Annotated in this window: 13 protein-coding genes and 1 pseudogene; 9 read left to right on the forward strand and 5 right to left on the reverse strand. The window is 63.0% G+C overall.

All coding sequences use genetic code 11. The features are described 5' to 3' along the window. The first annotated feature begins 114 nt into the window (after positions 1-114). Positions 115-2,508: a RelA/SpoT family protein gene (locus M1E02_RS09325; RefSeq protein WP_479377757.1), complete on the forward strand. Its 2,394-nt coding sequence runs from the start codon at positions 115-117 to the stop codon at positions 2,506-2,508. Between the two features lie 189 nt (positions 2,509-2,697). Here M1E02_RS09325 and M1E02_RS09330 read toward each other — a convergent pair. Beyond that, positions 2,698-3,192, reverse strand: a pseudogene (locus tag M1E02_RS09330) (hypothetical protein); the annotation flags it as partial. A 109-nt stretch (positions 3,193-3,301) separates the two neighbouring features. Here M1E02_RS09330 and M1E02_RS09335 point away from each other — a divergent pair. Then, entirely contained in the window at positions 3,302-3,796 is a 495-nt protein-coding gene (locus M1E02_RS09335; RefSeq protein WP_479377758.1) for an NUDIX domain-containing protein, read from the forward strand. Positions 3,797-3,878: 82 nt separating this feature from the next. Here M1E02_RS09335 and M1E02_RS09340 read toward each other — a convergent pair whose 3' ends face one another. After that, positions 3,879-5,615, reverse strand: a complete 1,737-nt coding sequence (locus M1E02_RS09340; protein WP_479377759.1) for a DUF349 domain-containing protein — start codon at positions 5,613-5,615, stop codon at positions 3,879-3,881. A 67-nt stretch (positions 5,616-5,682) separates the two neighbouring features. Next, on the reverse strand, positions 5,683-6,492 hold the full coding sequence (locus tag M1E02_RS09345) for a peptidylprolyl isomerase (RefSeq protein WP_479377760.1): 810 nt from the start codon (positions 6,490-6,492) through the stop codon (positions 5,683-5,685). A gap of 245 nt (positions 6,493-6,737) precedes the next feature. Between M1E02_RS09345 and hisS the strand changes: the two genes are divergently transcribed. Next, the gene (hisS, locus tag M1E02_RS09350; RefSeq protein WP_479377761.1) at positions 6,738-8,084 is read left to right on the forward strand and encodes a histidine--tRNA ligase; all 1,347 of its coding nucleotides are present in this window, start codon (positions 6,738-6,740) and stop codon (positions 8,082-8,084) included. A gap of 10 nt (positions 8,085-8,094) precedes the next feature. Here hisS and M1E02_RS09355 read toward each other — a convergent pair whose 3' ends face one another. Then, positions 8,095-9,366, reverse strand: coding sequence for an APC family permease (locus tag M1E02_RS09355; protein WP_479378116.1), 1,272 nt, complete (start codon positions 9,364-9,366; stop codon positions 8,095-8,097). Between the two features lie 110 nt (positions 9,367-9,476). Between M1E02_RS09355 and aspS the strand changes: the two genes are divergently transcribed. Together aspS and M1E02_RS09365 are read left to right on the forward strand one after the other, a co-directional pair. Beyond that, entirely contained in the window at positions 9,477-11,255 is a 1,779-nt protein-coding gene (gene aspS / locus M1E02_RS09360; RefSeq protein ID WP_479377762.1) for an aspartate--tRNA ligase, read from the forward strand. A gap of 96 nt (positions 11,256-11,351) precedes the next feature. Further along, positions 11,352-12,155: a GNAT family N-acetyltransferase gene (locus M1E02_RS09365; protein WP_479377763.1), complete on the forward strand. Its 804-nt coding sequence runs from the start codon at positions 11,352-11,354 to the stop codon at positions 12,153-12,155. 5 nt (positions 12,156-12,160) lie between these two features. Here the strand turns inward: M1E02_RS09365 and M1E02_RS09370 are convergent, their stop codons facing one another. Then, complete coding sequence (locus M1E02_RS09370) at positions 12,161-12,838, reverse strand: acVLRF1 family peptidyl-tRNA hydrolase (RefSeq protein WP_479377764.1); 678 nt, start codon at positions 12,836-12,838, stop codon at positions 12,161-12,163. Positions 12,839-12,923: 85 nt separating this feature from the next. On the opposite strand from M1E02_RS09370, the gene M1E02_RS09375 reads away from it, so the two are divergent. The 4 genes from M1E02_RS09375 to M1E02_RS09390 all read left to right on the forward strand — a co-directional run bounded on the left by M1E02_RS09375 (position 12,924) and on the right by M1E02_RS09390 (position 15,972). Continuing rightward, positions 12,924-14,339, forward strand: coding sequence for a replication-associated recombination protein A (locus M1E02_RS09375; protein ID WP_479377765.1), 1,416 nt, complete (start codon positions 12,924-12,926; stop codon positions 14,337-14,339). 185 nt (positions 14,340-14,524) lie between these two features. Next, positions 14,525-15,151, forward strand: a complete 627-nt coding sequence (rpsD, locus tag M1E02_RS09380; protein ID WP_247040174.1) for a 30S ribosomal protein S4 — start codon at positions 14,525-14,527, stop codon at positions 15,149-15,151. A gap of 195 nt (positions 15,152-15,346) precedes the next feature. Then, on the forward strand, positions 15,347-15,721 hold the full coding sequence (locus M1E02_RS09385; protein ID WP_458111038.1) for a DUF948 domain-containing protein: 375 nt from the start codon (positions 15,347-15,349) through the stop codon (positions 15,719-15,721). 20 nt (positions 15,722-15,741) lie between these two features. Further along, the gene (locus M1E02_RS09390; RefSeq protein WP_479377766.1) at positions 15,742-15,972 is read left to right on the forward strand and encodes a DUF6167 family protein; all 231 of its coding nucleotides are present in this window, start codon (positions 15,742-15,744) and stop codon (positions 15,970-15,972) included. Positions 15,973-16,076: the final 104 nt, after the last annotated feature.

The following is a 16,076-nucleotide window of genomic DNA, read 5'->3' on the forward strand; positions in this document are numbered from 1 at the left end:
CCGGGCTGCGTCACAATGACGCTGCCCGGCCCATCGGCGTTTGCCCCCGGTTATCGAAGTCTCCTGCTCCGGGAATAGACTGGAATAATTGAACAGGTCGTGAGGGGTGCTTCATTGGAAGAACGTTCGACGTCGGCGGCAATGGCAGACGGAAATGAAGATCCGGGCCAGGCTCCACAGACTGGCGTGGTGGCCTCAGTGCGCCCCGGACCTGGTGTACCCGTCGACAACCCCGGCCTGCGCCAGACGTTCCCGGGACGACGGGAGCGTACGCGTTCCCGCCTCGCCCGACTGACGGGAAGGGGCGCTATCACGTATTCGCCCATCCTCGAACCCCTGCTGCGAACCGTGCGGGTGAACAATCCAAAAGAAGATTTTGACCTGATCCAGCGGGCGTTCATCGTAGCTGAGCGCAGTCACCGCGGCCAGAAACGCAAAAGCGGGGATCCCTACATCACCCATCCCGTGGCCGTGGCAACCATCCTGGCTGAGCTGGGGCTCAGCGGTGCCACCCTGGCCGCAGCGCTGCTCCATGACACCGTGGAAGACACGCCTTACACCCTGGCCGATCTCAAGGCTGATTTCGGGCCGGAAGTGGCGATGCTTGTAGACGGTGTTACCAAACTGGACAAGGTCAGCTTCGGCGAGGCCGCCCAGTCCGAGACAGTCCGCAAGATGGTTGTGGCCATGGCGAAGGACATCAGGGTCCTGATGATCAAGCTGGCCGACCGCCTGCATAATGCCCGCACCTGGCGCTTTGTTTCGGCCGAATCGTCGGCCCGGAAAGCCCGGGAAACCCTGGAAATCTTTGCCCCGCTTGCGCATCGGCTGGGCATGAACACCATCAAGTGGGAACTCGAGGATCTGTCCTTCGCCGCCCTGTACCCCAAGGTGTATGAGGAAATCGTCCGCATGGTGGGGGACAGGACCCCCGAGCGTGAGAAGAGCCTCAGTGTCATCCGAAACCAGATCACCGAGGATCTGCGGACTGCCAAGATCAAGGCCACAATTACAGGCCGGCCCAAGCACTACTACTCGATCTACCAGAAGATGATTGTCCGCGACAAAGACTTCGACGACATCAACGACCTCATGGGCGTCCGGGTACTGGTGGACTCGGTCCGTGACTGCTACGCGGCACTCGGAACTTTGCATTCGCGCTGGAACCCCCTGCCCGGCCGGTTCAAAGACTACATAGCCATGCCGAAGTTCAACATGTACCAGTCGCTGCACACCACGGTGATCGGTCCAGGCGGGAAGCCGGTCGAAATCCAGATCCGCACCCACGAGATGCACCGGCGGGCCGAATACGGTGTCGCCGCCCACTGGAAGTACAAGGACCAGCCGAACCGGACGGCAGCAGGGCCCGGGAGCCCGCGCGACGGCGATATGGGCTGGCTGCGTTCACTCGTGGACTGGCAGCAGGAAACGTCTGATCCGGGCGAGTTCCTCGATTCCTTGCGGTTTGAGATCAACGCCCGTGAAGTATTCGTTTTCACTCCCAAGGGCGAGGTCATGGCGCTCCCGGCAGGCTCAACGCCCGTGGACTTCGCTTACGCGGTGCACACTGAGGTGGGCCATCGCACCATCGGTGCCCGCGTCAACGGCAAGCTGGTACCTCTCAACAGCGAACTGAACCATGGCGATTGGGTGGAGATCTTCACCTCCAAGGCTGAAGGCGCAGGTCCCAGCCAGGATTGGCAGCACTTCGTCAAGAGCGCGCGGGCACGGAACAAGATCCGTCAATGGTTCAGCAAGGAACGCCGCGAAGAAGCCATCGACCGCGGCAAGGATCTTCTCACCAAGGCAATGCGGAAGCAGAACCTTCCCTTGCAGCGGCTGATGACCCATGACGCCTTGGCAGCTGTGGCCGAGGACTTGAAGTACGTCGACATTTCCGGGCTCTACGCGGGGGTCGGCGATGGCCATACGTCCGCGCAATCGGTGATGGAGAAGCTCGTAGAGAGCCTGGGCGGGAACGAAAGCCCTGATGATGACCTCGCTGAAGTCAGCATCCCCACACAGGTCACGAAAGCCAGGTTCTCGGATTCCGGTGTCATTGTCCGCGGCGTGGGAGATGTCTGGGTAAAGCTGGCGCGCTGCTGTACGCCTGTTCCGCCGGATCCCATCCTCGGTTTTGTGACTCGCGGTTCCGGTGTGTCTGTGCACCGGACCGACTGCACCAACGTCTCGGATTTGAAGGACCAGCCCGACCGGATCGTGGAAGTGGACTGGGCTCCGACCCAGTCCAGCGTCTTCCTCGTCGAGATCCAAGTGGAAGCCTTGGACCGCAAATCGCTGCTCTCAGATGTCACCCGCGTCCTGTCCGAAAATCACGTAAACATCCTGGCAGCCAGCGTGCATACCTCAACTGACCGGGTGGCCATTTCCAAGTTCGCCTTCGAGATGGGTGACCCCAAGTACCTCAGCCACGTGCTGAGTGCGGTGCGGCGCATCGATGGCGTCTTCGACGTTTACCGGACCACGGGCAACAGGCGCCGCAACTAGCCCGGGCCTGCCTGCCCCGGACCTGCCGGTGAGCTGGCTGAGCTTCTCAAGGGCTGCCTTTTTGTGAGGAACTCTTGGTGTGGCCTCGACGGCCAGGACCAGCAGGCGCAGCCGGACGTCCAGTTCGGGACGATTCAGCAGCTCCTGGAGGGCCGGTATTGCGCGCACCGGCTCCACATGCAGGGCTATATCCAGCGCCGTGCGCAGGGGAGTGGAGACCATTAAGCCGCCCAGGCTGACCACATCGCACGGCCCCAACCGGACTTCGTGCAGGGTGCATCCCCGAGTGGAGCGAAGACTCGATACGCGCCTTTTTGCATCCACCAGCAGAGCGAGCCGGTCCGGCGCGGGTGCGCATCCGTAGATCCAGGCTGCAGTCATGCGACCCGCCACCACCCGTTGCCTTATCGACTGAGGCACCGCGAATGCAGCGGCCCTTGCCCTCAGCTGCGGCGTTTCAGGTGTCCCGGGCAAAAGGTAACCGCGCTGGAAGAGCTGCGTCAGCACGCCGTCGGACGCCATTGCCTGCAACTCAGGCCAGGAGAACAGGCGGCCGGGAAAAAGAAGCTCTGCGGATACGGCGGCGCTTGGGTCCCCGAAGGGCGGAGGAGCTGTGTTCTTTAGTGGAGCCGGGTTCCCTGACAGGGAGCCTGCCAGGAGGGAAAGACGGGACGTGGTGGCCATTGAGCAATCTTCCCGTGCCCCGCTTGAACCGGACAGTACCGGCAGCGGTTATGTGGATAACCCGGGTTGAGGCTCTGAGGGGACTTCCAAGCAGGCATATCCTGTGTCAATGACCGGATTCAGCATGCCCGCCACGGCTGGGCTGCCCACTAAAGGCAAGGTTGCGATTTATATTTTCGATTCGCAGCTTGATCACTACATAACGTTCATCCAGCCACATCACGCCGAAGCCGGGAGGCAGGTACCGGCCGGAACCATCGAAGCGGGAGAAACGCCTGCCCAGACAGCCGTGAGGGAGCTCCAGGAAGAGACAGGGAGAGGCCAAGGGATAGCCCTATTCCATTTCGCGGACAGCGTCTATGACATGCGCCAATACAAGCCCGAGATTCACCTGCGGAGCTGGTTCTTCGGAGTAGCTGCCACAGAGGATTTCCCGCCAGAGCCCTGGACCCACATCGAGCGCCCAGGCGGCGGGGAAGCAGACATCGCGGCGGAGTTCTCATGGACAAGAACGTCCGATCAGGACGGGCTGGTTGCCGGCCATGGAGACCTTTTGCCGCTTGCATTACATCTGGCGCAGGCCTGGGGCCTTCGCCAACCTTGAAATTCTTCCGCTCGGACGGGGCGGAAGACAAGAGGGCCCCGTTCAGAAGTCATCTGAACGGGGCCCGCTGAACCTCTAAACCCTAGGCGAGTTCGTTGGCCGAACGCTCAAGCTGATCCAGCCAGGCCTGGCGCGCCTCAAGGGCTTCCTTGGCCTGCTTGATCTTGCGCTGGTCGCCGGCCTTCTCTGCTTTGGCCAGGTCCTCCTTGAGGGAGGCGATCGCGGACTCCAGCTGTGACAGGGCGCTGTTGGTGCGTGCCTTTGTCTCCGGGTTGGAGCGCTTCCAGTTCTCATCTTCGGCGTGGCGGACGGCGTCCTCCACCTTCCGGAGCCCGGCCTCGATCCGGCCCATGTCCCCGCGAGGAACCTTGCCGGCTTCCTCCCAGCGGTCACGGATGGATTGGAGCGCCTTCTTGGCGGCGGCCAGGTCCGTAATGGGGAGCAGGGCGTTTGCTTCCGTTAGGAGGGCTTCCTTCACGGCGAGGTTGGCGCCGTACTCCTGGTCGATCTCATCGTTTGCAGCCTGACGTGAGGAGAAGAAGACATCCTGGGCGGCACGGAAGCGTGCCCACAGGGCGTCATCATCTTTACGGCTGGCCCGCGGGGAAGCTTTCCACTCATCCATCAGGCGGCGGTATTCCCCGGCGGCGAAACCCCAGTCCGTGGACGAGGACAAGGCCTCAGCCTCTGCAATGAGTTTTTCCTTGACCGACTTCGCAGCGGAATTGTTGCTGTCCAGCTGGGAGAAATAGGCGCGGCGGTGACGGTCAAAGACCGTGCGTGCTGCACGAAACCTCTTCCAGAGCGCGTCCTCGTTGCTGCGGCCAAGCCGGACACCGCTCTTCTGAGCGGCTTTCCAGCTTTCGAACAGCTCGTTCATCCGGGCACTGGACGTCTTCCACTGAATCTGGGAAGGGTCGTGGCCTGCAATTTCCTCAGCCTCGGCAACTATGGCTTCCCGTGCCGCCAGTTCTGCAGCGCGCACGGCGTCGTGCTCAGCCTTTTCGGCCTTTTCCAGTGCAGTAATCTGCTCGGACAAGGCGTCCAGACGCGTCTCGGCTGACCTGATATCGCCCACCATATTGCGTTCTGCCAGGAGCTCGCGCAGATGAGACACGGTTTTCTGCATGTCCGCGGTAGGAGCCTTGGAGCTTACCCGCTGTTCCAGAAGGACAATCTGGGCCACGATGTCGTCGTACTTCTTGGCGAAGTAGGCCAGTGCTGCGTCATCAGTCGCACCAGGAAACTGCCCTACGGGATGCTCGTCGCCGTCGAGTTTCACGAAAACCTGTCCGTCGCCTTCCACCCGGCCCCATCGTGCAGCCTCTGCCAGCGACGTCGCCGGAGGAGCCGGTGCGGGGGCGGGCGCAACGGCTGAAGGAGCCGTCTTGGGCCGGGCAGCAAACGCTGCCGGTGAGGGAGCAGGGCGCGGCGCGGGACGCGGAGTAGGACTTGGTGCCGGTACAGCAGCCGTGGGAGCAGCCTCAGCTGCACCCTCCTCGGCCGGAGCCTCGTCAGCTATCTCGGCCGGAGCAGCCTCAGTTTCAGCCTCAGCTGCACCCTCCTCGGCGGGAGCAGCCTCAGCTGCACCCTCCTCGGCCGGAGCCGCGTCAGCTACCTCGGCCGGAGCCGCCTCAGCTGCACCCTCCTCCGCTGGCGCCTCTTCGAACGAGGCAGTCTCAACTGGAGCATCCTCAACGGACGGGCTGTCGGCTGCTGTGGTGTCGGCTGCGTCGCTGATGGAATCGTCGGTAACGGGAACCGTGGGTTCGCTTGCGTCGGCAGCTGATGTTTCGTCGGATTTCTGACTGTCTGTCACCGCTAAAAGTCTTTCGCTTGGAGGGAACTGCTCAGGTAATGCTGCCCCGGCCCCTGGCCGGAGTTGGTTACTTCAGAGAAAACGAGTCTATCGTGACTGGTTCCACAGGTGGGCCGTCGGTTGGGTTGCCGCCCGGCTTGAGGCCGGCGGCCGCAATGTTCGACACTACGTCCAACCCTGACGTAACCTTGCCAACCACGGTGTAGCCGCCTGCCGAGTCTGCCGGAATCACGGTGTCCTTGTAGACAATGAAGAACTGGCGCCCGTTGCTGTAGGCGTCACCGCCTCTGGCTACGGCAACTGTTCCGGCCGGGTACTTGTTGTCGGCGGGAGTGTTTTCAAGCGGTCCCCAGGTGAAATCGGGGTCTGCCTGGCCGTCACCGGTGTTGGAGCCGCACTGCAGGACGCCGAAGTTCTCGGCTGTGGTGAGTCGGTGGCAGCTGGTTCCGGCGAAGTAGTTCTCGTCGGCCATGGACTTGAACACGGCTGCAGCCTGCGGCGCCTTCGTTCCGTCGAATTCGACACCCAGCGTGCCGCGGTTAAGCATCAGCTCTCCCGTAAACACCTTGCCGGCCGCCGTTTCTGGCTTAGGGATGTTCTCGGCATTGGTGGGCGCTGCGGAAGGGGTGGCGGAGGCAGCAGCCGAGGGGCTTGTGAGGCCGGCCTGGGCCGCCGCGTATTCCTCTTCCGTGGGATTGCTGGAGAAGACCGTCAGCTGGAGGACGACGGCGAGGATCAGCACCGCGGTACCGGCGCCTACCGCAAGGACATTGTCCCGTTTGCGGCGTTTTTCCTGCTCCCGGCGCAACTCTCGCTTTGCTTCCATCTGCTGGATGCGTCGCTTGGTTTCGCGGGCACTGCGTGAACTGGCCGCCAAAAGTCCTCCTGGGTGTCGTGCTGGCGTCAGGCGTGCCGAAGGCAAGCGTCCTTAGACCAGGTGCAGAGTGGCCAGCCGAGTAGCAGGCGCCTGCCGCATTAGAGTTGCAGGCGCCGAAAGCATAAACTGACTGCCGCACATAGTTTATGCATGTCTGACCGGACTCCCGCCCATTCCCGCCCGTTTTGGGCGGAATACTGCGCCGAGGGCACCGGCGGCCTGTTTACCTGAGGAGAAAATCCACCATGGCACGCACCGCCTCCCTGTCCGGATTCCCCGAGTGGCTTCCCGAGGAGCGGCTGGTCGAAATGCATGTGCTGGATACCCTGCGGCGCGTCTTCGAGCTACACGGCTTCTCCTCGATCGAGACCCGGGCCGTGGAGACTGTGGGACAGTTGCTGCGCAAGGGGGAGATCGACAAGGAAGTTTACGGTCTCAGCAGGCTCCAGGAAGAAGAAGGCGACGAGGCCAAAGCCGGCAAAGCTGATCCGCATGCCCTGGCACTGCACTTCGACCTGACGGTTCCCTTCGCCCGCTACGTAGTGGAGAACGCCGGATACCTTGCTTTCCCCTTCCGGCGCTACCAAATCCAAAAAGTGTGGCGCGGTGAGCGCCCCCAGGAGGGGCGCGCCCGTGAGTTCACCCAGGCGGACATCGATGTAGTGGGCGACGGCGAGCTGCCGTTCCGTTACGACGTCGAGATAGCACTGGTCATCGCAGAGGCCCTGAACGCACTGCCCATCCCCGACTTCCGCTTGCGTATTAACAACCGCAAACTGGCGGAGGGCTTCTACCGCGGTATCGGCCTGACGGATACTGCGGGTGTACTGCGCAGCATTGACAAGCTGGAGAAGATCGGTCCGGACAAGGTGTCAGAGTTGCTCCAAAACGAGCTTGGAGCCACCAGGCAGCAGGCCGAAGCAGCGCTGAAGCTGGCCGGCATCCGCACCGAAGACACCTCGTTCGTGGAACAGGTCCGGGCTTTGGGTGTTACCGATGAGCTGCTGGAGGAAGGCCTCAGCGAGCTCGAGCAAGTCATTGACGCTGCCGTCCAGCGCGCGCCCGGAAAGGTGGTGGCGGACCTAAGCATTGCGCGCGGACTCGATTACTACACGGGAACCGTGGTGGAAACGGTACTGGTGGGCCACGAGCAGCTTGGTTCCATTTGCTCCGGAGGCCGCTACGATGCCTTGGCGAGCAAGGGCAGCCGGAAGTTTCCCGGCGTTGGACTTTCCATCGGTGTGACCCGCCTGGTTTCCCGCATCCTGAGCCAGGATCTGGCGAAGGCATCCCGGTCCGTCCCGACAGCCGTGCTGGTGACGCTGAACAACGATGAGAGCTGGGACGCCGCCCAGGATGTTGCCGCATTGCTGCGCAGCCGCGGTATCTCCACTGAAGTTGCGGCGAAGGCTGAGAAGTTCGGCAAACAGATCAAGTTCGCGGACCGCCGGGGAATCCCATTTGTCTGGTTTACAGACGACGACGGCAAGCACCAGGTCAAGGACATCCGTACCGGCGAACAGGTCAGCGCCGCGCCCGAGACCTGGACACCGCCGGAAGAGGACCTCCAGGTCCAGGTACACCGCACGTAGCGGGAAGGACCTAGCTGGTGACGTTGCTTGCGGCTCTGCGTTTTCGGAGCCGGAGCACCGCGTAGCGGCCAAGAACGCCAGCTGCCAGGACCACAACCATGACCAGCACTGAGGTCGGCGGGAGCGTCACGGCCAGGACCATGCAGCCCGCGAACCCCACTGCGTTCAGCCATTTCGGTCCATACGCCGGACGGTTGGTCATGGTAAAAGCGGATGCATTGGTGACGGCGTAGTAAATCAAGACTCCGAAACTTGAGAAGCCAACCACCGTGAGCACATTGGTGGTCAGCAGCAGGACAATAACAGCCGCTGCTACGGCAAGTTCGGCGACGTAAGGGACGGTATGAGTTCCGCCAATGCGGGCCAGAGGCCGGGGCAGGTCCCGCTCCCGTGCCATCGCCAGGGCTGTCCTGCCCACCCCGGTGATCAGGGCCAGCAGGGCGCCGAGACTGGCCGCGGCCGCTCCTGCCTGCACTAACGGTGCACCGGCGCTAAGCCCCGAATCACTGACCGCGTCAAGCAGCGGCGACGCGGATCCGGCCAAGCGCTCAACGGACAGGTGGGCCATCAGCAGGAATGCAAGCACCAAATAGATCGCAAAGGCACCGGCGAGGGCCGCAAGAATGGCCTGGGGAATCGTCTTCGCGGGATCCTTCACCTCCTCGCCCAGAGTGGCGATCCTGGCATATCCGGCAAAAGCAAAGAACATCAGGCCCGCGGCGGGAAGGATGCCCCAAGGGCTGCCTGCCGGCCCTTCGCCAGAGCCGACAGCAACCGGATGGGGCCCCATGATGCTGGCCACAGCCACGAACACCAGCGTGGCCAGGACGATGGCGAGCAGAACCCGAGTGAGAAGTGCTGTCCGCGTGATGCCCAGCAGATTTACGCCCGTAAGCACCACCACCGCCGCGATGGCAACTGGTATTGCGTAATCCGGTGCCACATAGTGCCCGAAGGTCAGGGCCATGGCGGCACATGACGCCGTCTTGCCCGTCACGAAGCCCCAGCCGGCGATGAATCCCGGCCATTCCCCCAGCTGCTTCCGCCCATACAGATAGGTACCGCCGCTGGCGGGATAAACCGAGGCAAGCTGAGCCGATGCCACGGCATTGCAATAGGCGATGGCCCCGGCAAGGACCACCGAAAAGATCAGCAGTTCGCCAGCCAATAGGGCGGCGGGCGAAAAGACAACAAAAACTCCGGCGCCAAGCATGGAGCCGAGGCCTATGGACGTGGCGTCGAACACGCCCAGCCTGCGTTGTAACTGGCTGTGGCTCTGCATGGAGGTGGGGAGGCCTTTCCAACGGGTAAACTCGGACGGGATCATTCCCGCAATGATCCTAGTCAACTTGATTCTGTTTTTGCTTCCGTTCTCCTTTAGAAAGGCGTGCTGTGCTGCGCACACATGACCTCGGATCCCTTCGTTCCGAGCACATTGGACAGACCGTTACCCTGGCCGGCTGGGTAGGCCGCCGACGTGATCACGGTGGTGTCGCCTTCGTCGATCTGCGTGACGCCTCCGGCGTTGCCCAGGTGGTGGTCCGTGAGGAAGAGGTATTCCACGGACTGCGCAACGAATACGTGCTTCAGGTCATCGGAACGGTATCCAAGCGCCCGGAGGGCAACGAAAACCCCGCTCTGGCAACGGGCGAAATCGAGGTCATGGCCGAAAAGGTGGTGATCCTCAACACCTCTGACCCGCTGCCGTTCCAGATTGATGAGCATGTGGAAGTGGGCGAGGAAGCACGCCTGAAGCACCGCTACCTGGACCTGCGCCGCCCGGGTCCCAGCAAGAACCTCCGCCTGCGTTCAGAGGCCAACCGGGTAGCACGCGAACTCCTTCACCAGGACGGTTACGTCGAGATCGAAACCCCCACGCTGACGCGTTCGACGCCGGAAGGCGCCCGCGACTTCGTGGTTCCAGCACGCCTGGCCCCGGGCTCCTGGTACGCACTGCCGCAGTCTCCCCAGCTCTTCAAGCAGCTGCTGCAGGTGGGCGGTTTCGAGAAGTACTACCAGATCGCCCGTTGCTACCGCGATGAGGACTTCCGTGCCGACCGCCAGCCGGAATTCACCCAGCTGGACATCGAAGCGAGCTTCGTGGAGCAGGACGACATCATCGCGCTCGGTGAAAGCATCGTGAAGGCCCTGTGGCGCCTGATCGACGTCGAGATCCCGACCCCCATCCAGCGGATCACCTACAACGACGCCATGGCGCGTTATGGATCTGACAAGCCGGACCTGCGCTTCGGAGTGGAGCTCACCGAGCTCACTGAATTCTTCAAGGACACCAACTTCGGCGTTTTCAAGGCTCCTTACGTGGGCTCCGTGGTCATGCCCGGAGGTGCCTCCCAGCCGCGCCGCACCCTGGACGGCTGGCAGGAGTTTGCCAAGCAGCGTGGGCACAAGGGCCTTGCCTACGTCCTGTTCAAGGAAGATGGCGAGCTGGCCGGTCCCGTGGCCAAGAACCTGACGGAGACTGAACGTGCCGGCCTGGCTGACGCCGCGGGCGCCCAGCCCGGGGACTGCATCTTCTTCGCCGCCGGCGAGAAGTCATCGGCACGCGCCCTGCTGGGTGCGGCGCGGGTCGAAATCGGGCACCGTACCGGTCTCATCGACCCCAACGACTGGGCCTTCGCCTGGGTGGTGGACGCCCCAATGTTCGAGCCGGCTGCAGCCGCTGTGGCATCAGGCGATGTTGCAGTGGGCGCAGGCAACTGGACGGCTGTGCACCATGCGTTCACCTCGCCGAAGCCCGAGTACATGGACAGCTTTGACACCGATCCCGAGTCGGCCCTGGCCTATGCCTACGACATCGTCTGCAACGGCAACGAAATCGGCGGCGGTTCCATCCGTATCCACCAGAGGGACATTCAGGAGCGTGTCTTCGAGGTCATGGGGCTCTCCCATGAGGACGCCCAGGAGAAGTTTGGCTTCCTCCTGGATGGCTTCAAGTACGGGGCACCCCCTCACGGCGGCATCGCCTTCGGCTGGGACCGCGTGGTGGCTTTGCTGGCCGGCGTTGACTCCATCCGTGACGTCATTGCGTTCCCGAAGACCGGTAACGGCTACGACCCCCTGACGGCAGCTCCTGCCCCCATCACGCCCCAGCAGCGCAAGGAAGCAGGCGTCGACTTCAAGCCCGAGGCCAAAAAGCCCGAAGCGAAGTAGCCACGCCGGGCCAGCCTTGCGGCCCTTTGCATTCACACCAAAGGCTCCCTGATACGGGGGCCTTTGGTGTTTCCCAATCCGCTCTGAAGGAGACGAATGGCCAACGCACAGGACGCCGCCAGTCCAGCAATGCCTGAACTGGAGGCACTCATGGACGCCGCGTGGCCCGCCACGGAACGGCAGGACACCGGCGAGTGGGTGTTCCGGGCGGCGTCAGGGGTCACCCAACGTGCCAACTCCATCTGGGTCAGGGACACCGCCGCCAATGAATCGGCAGCGATGCGTGACGCCGTCCAGTGGTACCGCCGGAGCAGGCTCCCCGTCATCTACCAGATCGCAGAAGACCCGCGCGACCGGGGGCCGCAGCGGCATGAGTCTCTGCACGCGTTGCTGGACGCTGAAGGGTATACCCGGCAATCCGAAACGTTGGTCATGCACCTCGATGCCGTCTCAAACCTGCCGGCAGCCGGGACCGGAATAGAAGTCCTACCGGAACCGTCAGAGGAATGGCTGCAGCTGTGGTGGAGTGTCGATGGCCGGGGCGGGTTCGACGAGCTCGCTGTCGCGGGCAGGATCCTTACCGGCTGCCCCGCCCTGTACGCGCTGGTGAGGGACGACGACGGCGCTCCGGCCGCCGTCGGACGCCTTGCCTTGGTAGGCGGTTACGGCGGGTTGTACTGTATGGCCACACGCCCCGCTGTCCGTCGCCAGGGTTACGCCCGCAAGATCATCAACGCCCTGCTCGCTGAAGGGCACAGCCGTGCCGTGTCCGGATACTGGCTTATGGTCACGGCGTCGAATCCAGCGGGACAGCAGCTCTACCGGCAGGCAGGCTTTACCGAAGCAGGCCGCTATGTGTACCGCCAGGAGCGGCCAAAGCGGCATCTGACCGGGTGCTGATCCTGCTAGCGACCGGGAGGATCTGATACCACTACCCTGATGGCACAAAAGTCGGCCGCTGCCTTCTTCAGCACCTCGGCCCGGGGATCCGGAACGTCCATGAAAGCCAAGCGTGGGAGCCTTGCATACTCCTTCAGGGGAGGCTCTCCAAGCACCAGGTCCGTAAGGGTCCTGTCGCCGCCGGGGGCAATGTACTCAATGGCCTGTCCCTGGAAAATCCTTGCGGCATGCTCCGCCACAGCTTCCACGAGGGCATCAGCCTGGTTCGCACGGCGGCGGGCAAATCTTTGCTGCGACCAACCTCCGGCAGCGGTCCGTGACTGGACATGCCGCGTGCCGGTTTTCCACGCAACTACGCGCCCCTCCCGGACCGCCGCAACCGTGTAGCCTCCGCGGCGGACCAGCACCAGTCCCAGACTCCGGGACTGGGCGGCCAGCGAAGCCATCCTGGTCACGGGATCTGCGCCCTTGCCGGGACGTCCGTCTGCCGGCCAGGGTGGCTGCAAGAGGGCGGCGGCGCCATCGGAGGCGTTTACCTGCAGGCCGGCGTCGCGCTCTTCCAGCTGAACCGCACCGTGGCTGGCCTCGAACCGTTCCAGCCAACCGGTGAGCCGCCGGCCCGGAACGAAGGCGGTACGCGTGGCAACGCCCGGACGTCCGGTTGCCGGACCGTTCTCGATCATTACCGCATCCCCTTGTCCGATAGTCAGCTTCTCCACGGTTCACGTGCCGGAACCCGTCCGGAGAAACTATGAGTAGCCTATCTATGTGGATGATCTTTTTGGGCAAGGGCAAGACCGCGACGACGACGCGGACTCCGCTACGCCCGATTCCCGGGTGGGGGGCCAGACGCCGTCGCAACGCAGCCCCCTCGCGGTCCGCATGAGACCCCGGACCCTGGATGAAGTCGTGGGGCAGCAGCACCTCCTTGGCCAGGGCTCGCCACTACGCCAGCTCGCAGCAGGTACCAACGCCGCGGGGCCGGCCGGGCCAAGTTCGCTGATCCTCTGGGGCCCTCCCGGAACGGGCAAAACCACACTTGCCCACGTCATCGCCCGGGGCCCCGGCCGGAAGTTTGTGGAGCTTTCCGCGATTACTGCAGGCGTCAAGGACGTTCGTAGGGTGATGGACGAGGCGCTGACAGCCAGGGATCTCTACAAGACCACCACCGTACTGTTCCTCGACGAGATCCACCGGTTCAACAAGGCCCAGCAGGATGCACTTCTGCCGGGTGTTGAAAACCGCTGGGTGGTGCTGGTTGCCGCCACCACGGAGAACCCGTCGTTTTCGGTGGTTTCCCCGCTCCTGTCCCGATCACTGCTGCTCACCCTCAGGCCGCTCACCGATGCCGATATTGAAGGGCTGCTGCTCAGGGCGGTCACGGATGTCCGCGGGCTGAATGGAAAAGTTGAACTGAGCGACGAAGCCCGGGCGCACCTCGTGAGGCTTTCCGGGGGCGACGCGCGGCGTGCGCTGACTGCGCTCGAAGCAGCAGCGGGTGTGGCCTTCGGCGATGCGGACGATGCCGATCCTGCCGCAGACTCTGTCATCCCAGTTGAATTGCGTCACACCGAGCGCGCCCTGGACGTTGCCGCTGTTCGATACGACCGGGCCGGGGACCAGCACTATGACGTCGCCAGCGCCTTCATCAAGTCAATCCGGGGTTCAGATGTGGACGCCGCCCTCCACTATCTGGCGCGGATGCTTGAGGCGGGGGAGGACCCCCGCTTTGTGGCCCGCCGCATCGTTATCTCGGCGGCAGAGGACGTGGGCATGGCAGACCCCACGGCCTTGCAAACAGCGGTGGCCGCTGCCCAGGCCGTGCAGCTCATCGGAATGCCCGAGGGGCGGATAATCCTGGCGGAGGCTGTGGTTCACCTGGCCACAGCGCCAAAATCCAATGCCGCCTACATGGGTATCAACAAGGCAATAGCGGATGTCCGGGCCGGGCTTGGCAATGGAATACCTGCCCATTTGAGGGATGCCCACTATCCCGGATCCAAGCAACTGGGCCACGGCCAAGGATACAAGTATGCTCATGACGCGCCGCACTCGGTGGCCACCCAGCAGTATCCTCCGGATGACCTGGTGGGGCGGAATTACTACGAACCGACGGCGAACGGCTCCGAGCGGGACATCGCGGTCCGGTTGGAGCGTTTGAGGAAGATCATCCGCGGCGAGTGACAGCCCTCCCGTGGTAGGATAGTTCGTTGTCTGGCAAGGCACGGACGCACAATCCACCTGATTCAGCTTTAGCTGTGTGATTTGGGGTGTGCTCTGCGCCCAGTAGCAAAAGGCAGCGGTTGGCCGATGCTCTCCATCGTGGAGGCCAGTAACACTGACACACCGCAGATATTGGAAGGACACAAGTGGCTAACAACACTCGTGCTCGCCGTACCGCACGCCTCTCGCGTGCACTCGGCATCGCTCTGACCCCCAAGGCCGCCAAGTACATGGAGCGCCGCCCGTACGGCCCCGGTGAGCATGGCCGTGCCCGCAAGAAGCAGGACTCCGACTACGCCGTACGTCTGCGCGAAAAGCAGCGTCTGCGCGCCCAGTACGGCATCCGTGAAGCACAGATGACCCGTGCCTTCGAAGAAGCACGCCGCACCAAGGGCCTGACCGGTGAAAACCTCATCGAACTGCTCGAAATGCGCCTGGATGCCGTCGTGTTGCGTGCTGGCTTTGCCCGCACCATCGCTCAGGCCCGCCAGCTGGTTGTCCACCGCCACATCCTGGTTGACGGAATCCGCGTTGACCGCCCGTCTTTCCGCGTCGCCGAGGGCCAGCTGGTCCACGTTCACAGCCGCAGCGAGACCATGCCTCCGTTCCAGGTTGCAGCAGCCGGCGCGCACCGCGACGTTCTGCCCATCGTCCCGGCTTACCTGGATGTCAAGCTGGATGCACTGCAGGCACGCCTGGTTCGCCGCCCGAAGCGCTCTGAGGTTCCCGTAACCTGCGAAGAGCAGCTCGTCGTCGAATTCTACGCACGCTAAATTTTCAGCAGCGTACCCAAAGAAGCCCGTGGCAAGCGCCGCGGGCTTCTTTGTATGTAAGGTACTTGGGGGAGTTCCGCGGTAGCGGCCAGCTCGGTTCCACAGGTCCTGAATTTCTCAGCAGATCTTTGGAGGGGCGGCGGCAATGCCTCGGAAGTACCGCAGCATTCACAGTATTGAAGGAGATGAACGTCTATGTCTGGTGGCGATATTGCCGGCCTGATCGCGGCCGGAGTGTTTGCAGTCCTGGTGCTGTTGCTGGCTGTACCCATTTTTAAGCTTGGACGGGTGCTCGATGAAGTCCGCACGTCCATCCGTTCCCTCAGTGACGGTGCCACTCCGTTGATGGACGAGGTCACTGCCACCGTCTCCACCACCAACCAGCAGCTGAAGAAGGTGGACGGTATCTCCTCCAACGTTTCCGACGCCTCGGCGAACATCTCGGCTCTTTCCTCTCTCTTGGCCGCCACGGTGGGATCCCCACTCATCAAGGTTGCTGCGTTCAGCTATGGCGTTCGCACGGCTTTGTCTGCCCGCAAGAAGCCCGCAACCGGCCGTCGCAGCCGCTGAATCCAGCCGGAGAACATAAAATGAAGAGAATTATCTGGATGGGCATTGGCGTTGCCATCGGCGTCATCGCATTCCGTAAGGTCACGGAAGCACAATCCGCTCTGGGCCCCGAAGGGCTCAACCGGGCGGTAGGACGTCTCGCCGACGGCCTGTACGACTTTGCGGACGCCGTCCGGGGCGGGATGCAGGAACGCGAAACGGAGCTCCGTTCAGCGCTTGGAATCGAAGTGGAAGACATCGTCCGGCGCTAGGCGGCTGGACGTCGCTGGCCGGGTGCCAACCCAAAAAACCAGATATCGGCAGACCCGTTATGGGGCTGCTACGCGGATCAAGCGGTCACGCGAACCAAATGCAG

It is taken from the genome of Arthrobacter sp. Z5-13 (assembly GCF_056499105.1).

What these genes read in the sequence shown, in the direction of transcription:
- M1E02_RS09335 (WP_479377758.1), top strand. Translation starts at nt 3,302, where the DNA reads ATGACCGGATTCAGCATGCCCGCCACGGCTGGGCTGCCCACTAAAGGC.
- hisS (WP_479377761.1), top strand. Translation starts at nt 6,738, where the DNA reads ATGGCACGCACCGCCTCCCTGTCCGGATTCCCCGAGTGGCTTCCCGAG.
- M1E02_RS09355 (WP_479378116.1), bottom strand. Translation starts at nt 9,366, where the DNA reads ATGCAGAGCCACAGCCAGTTACAACGCAGGCTGGGCGTGTTCGACGCC.
- M1E02_RS09365 (WP_479377763.1), top strand. Translation starts at nt 11,352, where the DNA reads ATGGCCAACGCACAGGACGCCGCCAGTCCAGCAATGCCTGAACTGGAG.
- M1E02_RS09370 (WP_479377764.1), bottom strand. Translation starts at nt 12,838, where the DNA reads ATGATCGAGAACGGTCCGGCAACCGGACGTCCGGGCGTTGCCACGCGT.
- M1E02_RS09385 (WP_458111038.1), top strand. Translation starts at nt 15,347, where the DNA reads ATGTCTGGTGGCGATATTGCCGGCCTGATCGCGGCCGGAGTGTTTGCA.
- M1E02_RS09390 (WP_479377766.1), top strand. Translation starts at nt 15,742, where the DNA reads ATGAAGAGAATTATCTGGATGGGCATTGGCGTTGCCATCGGCGTCATC.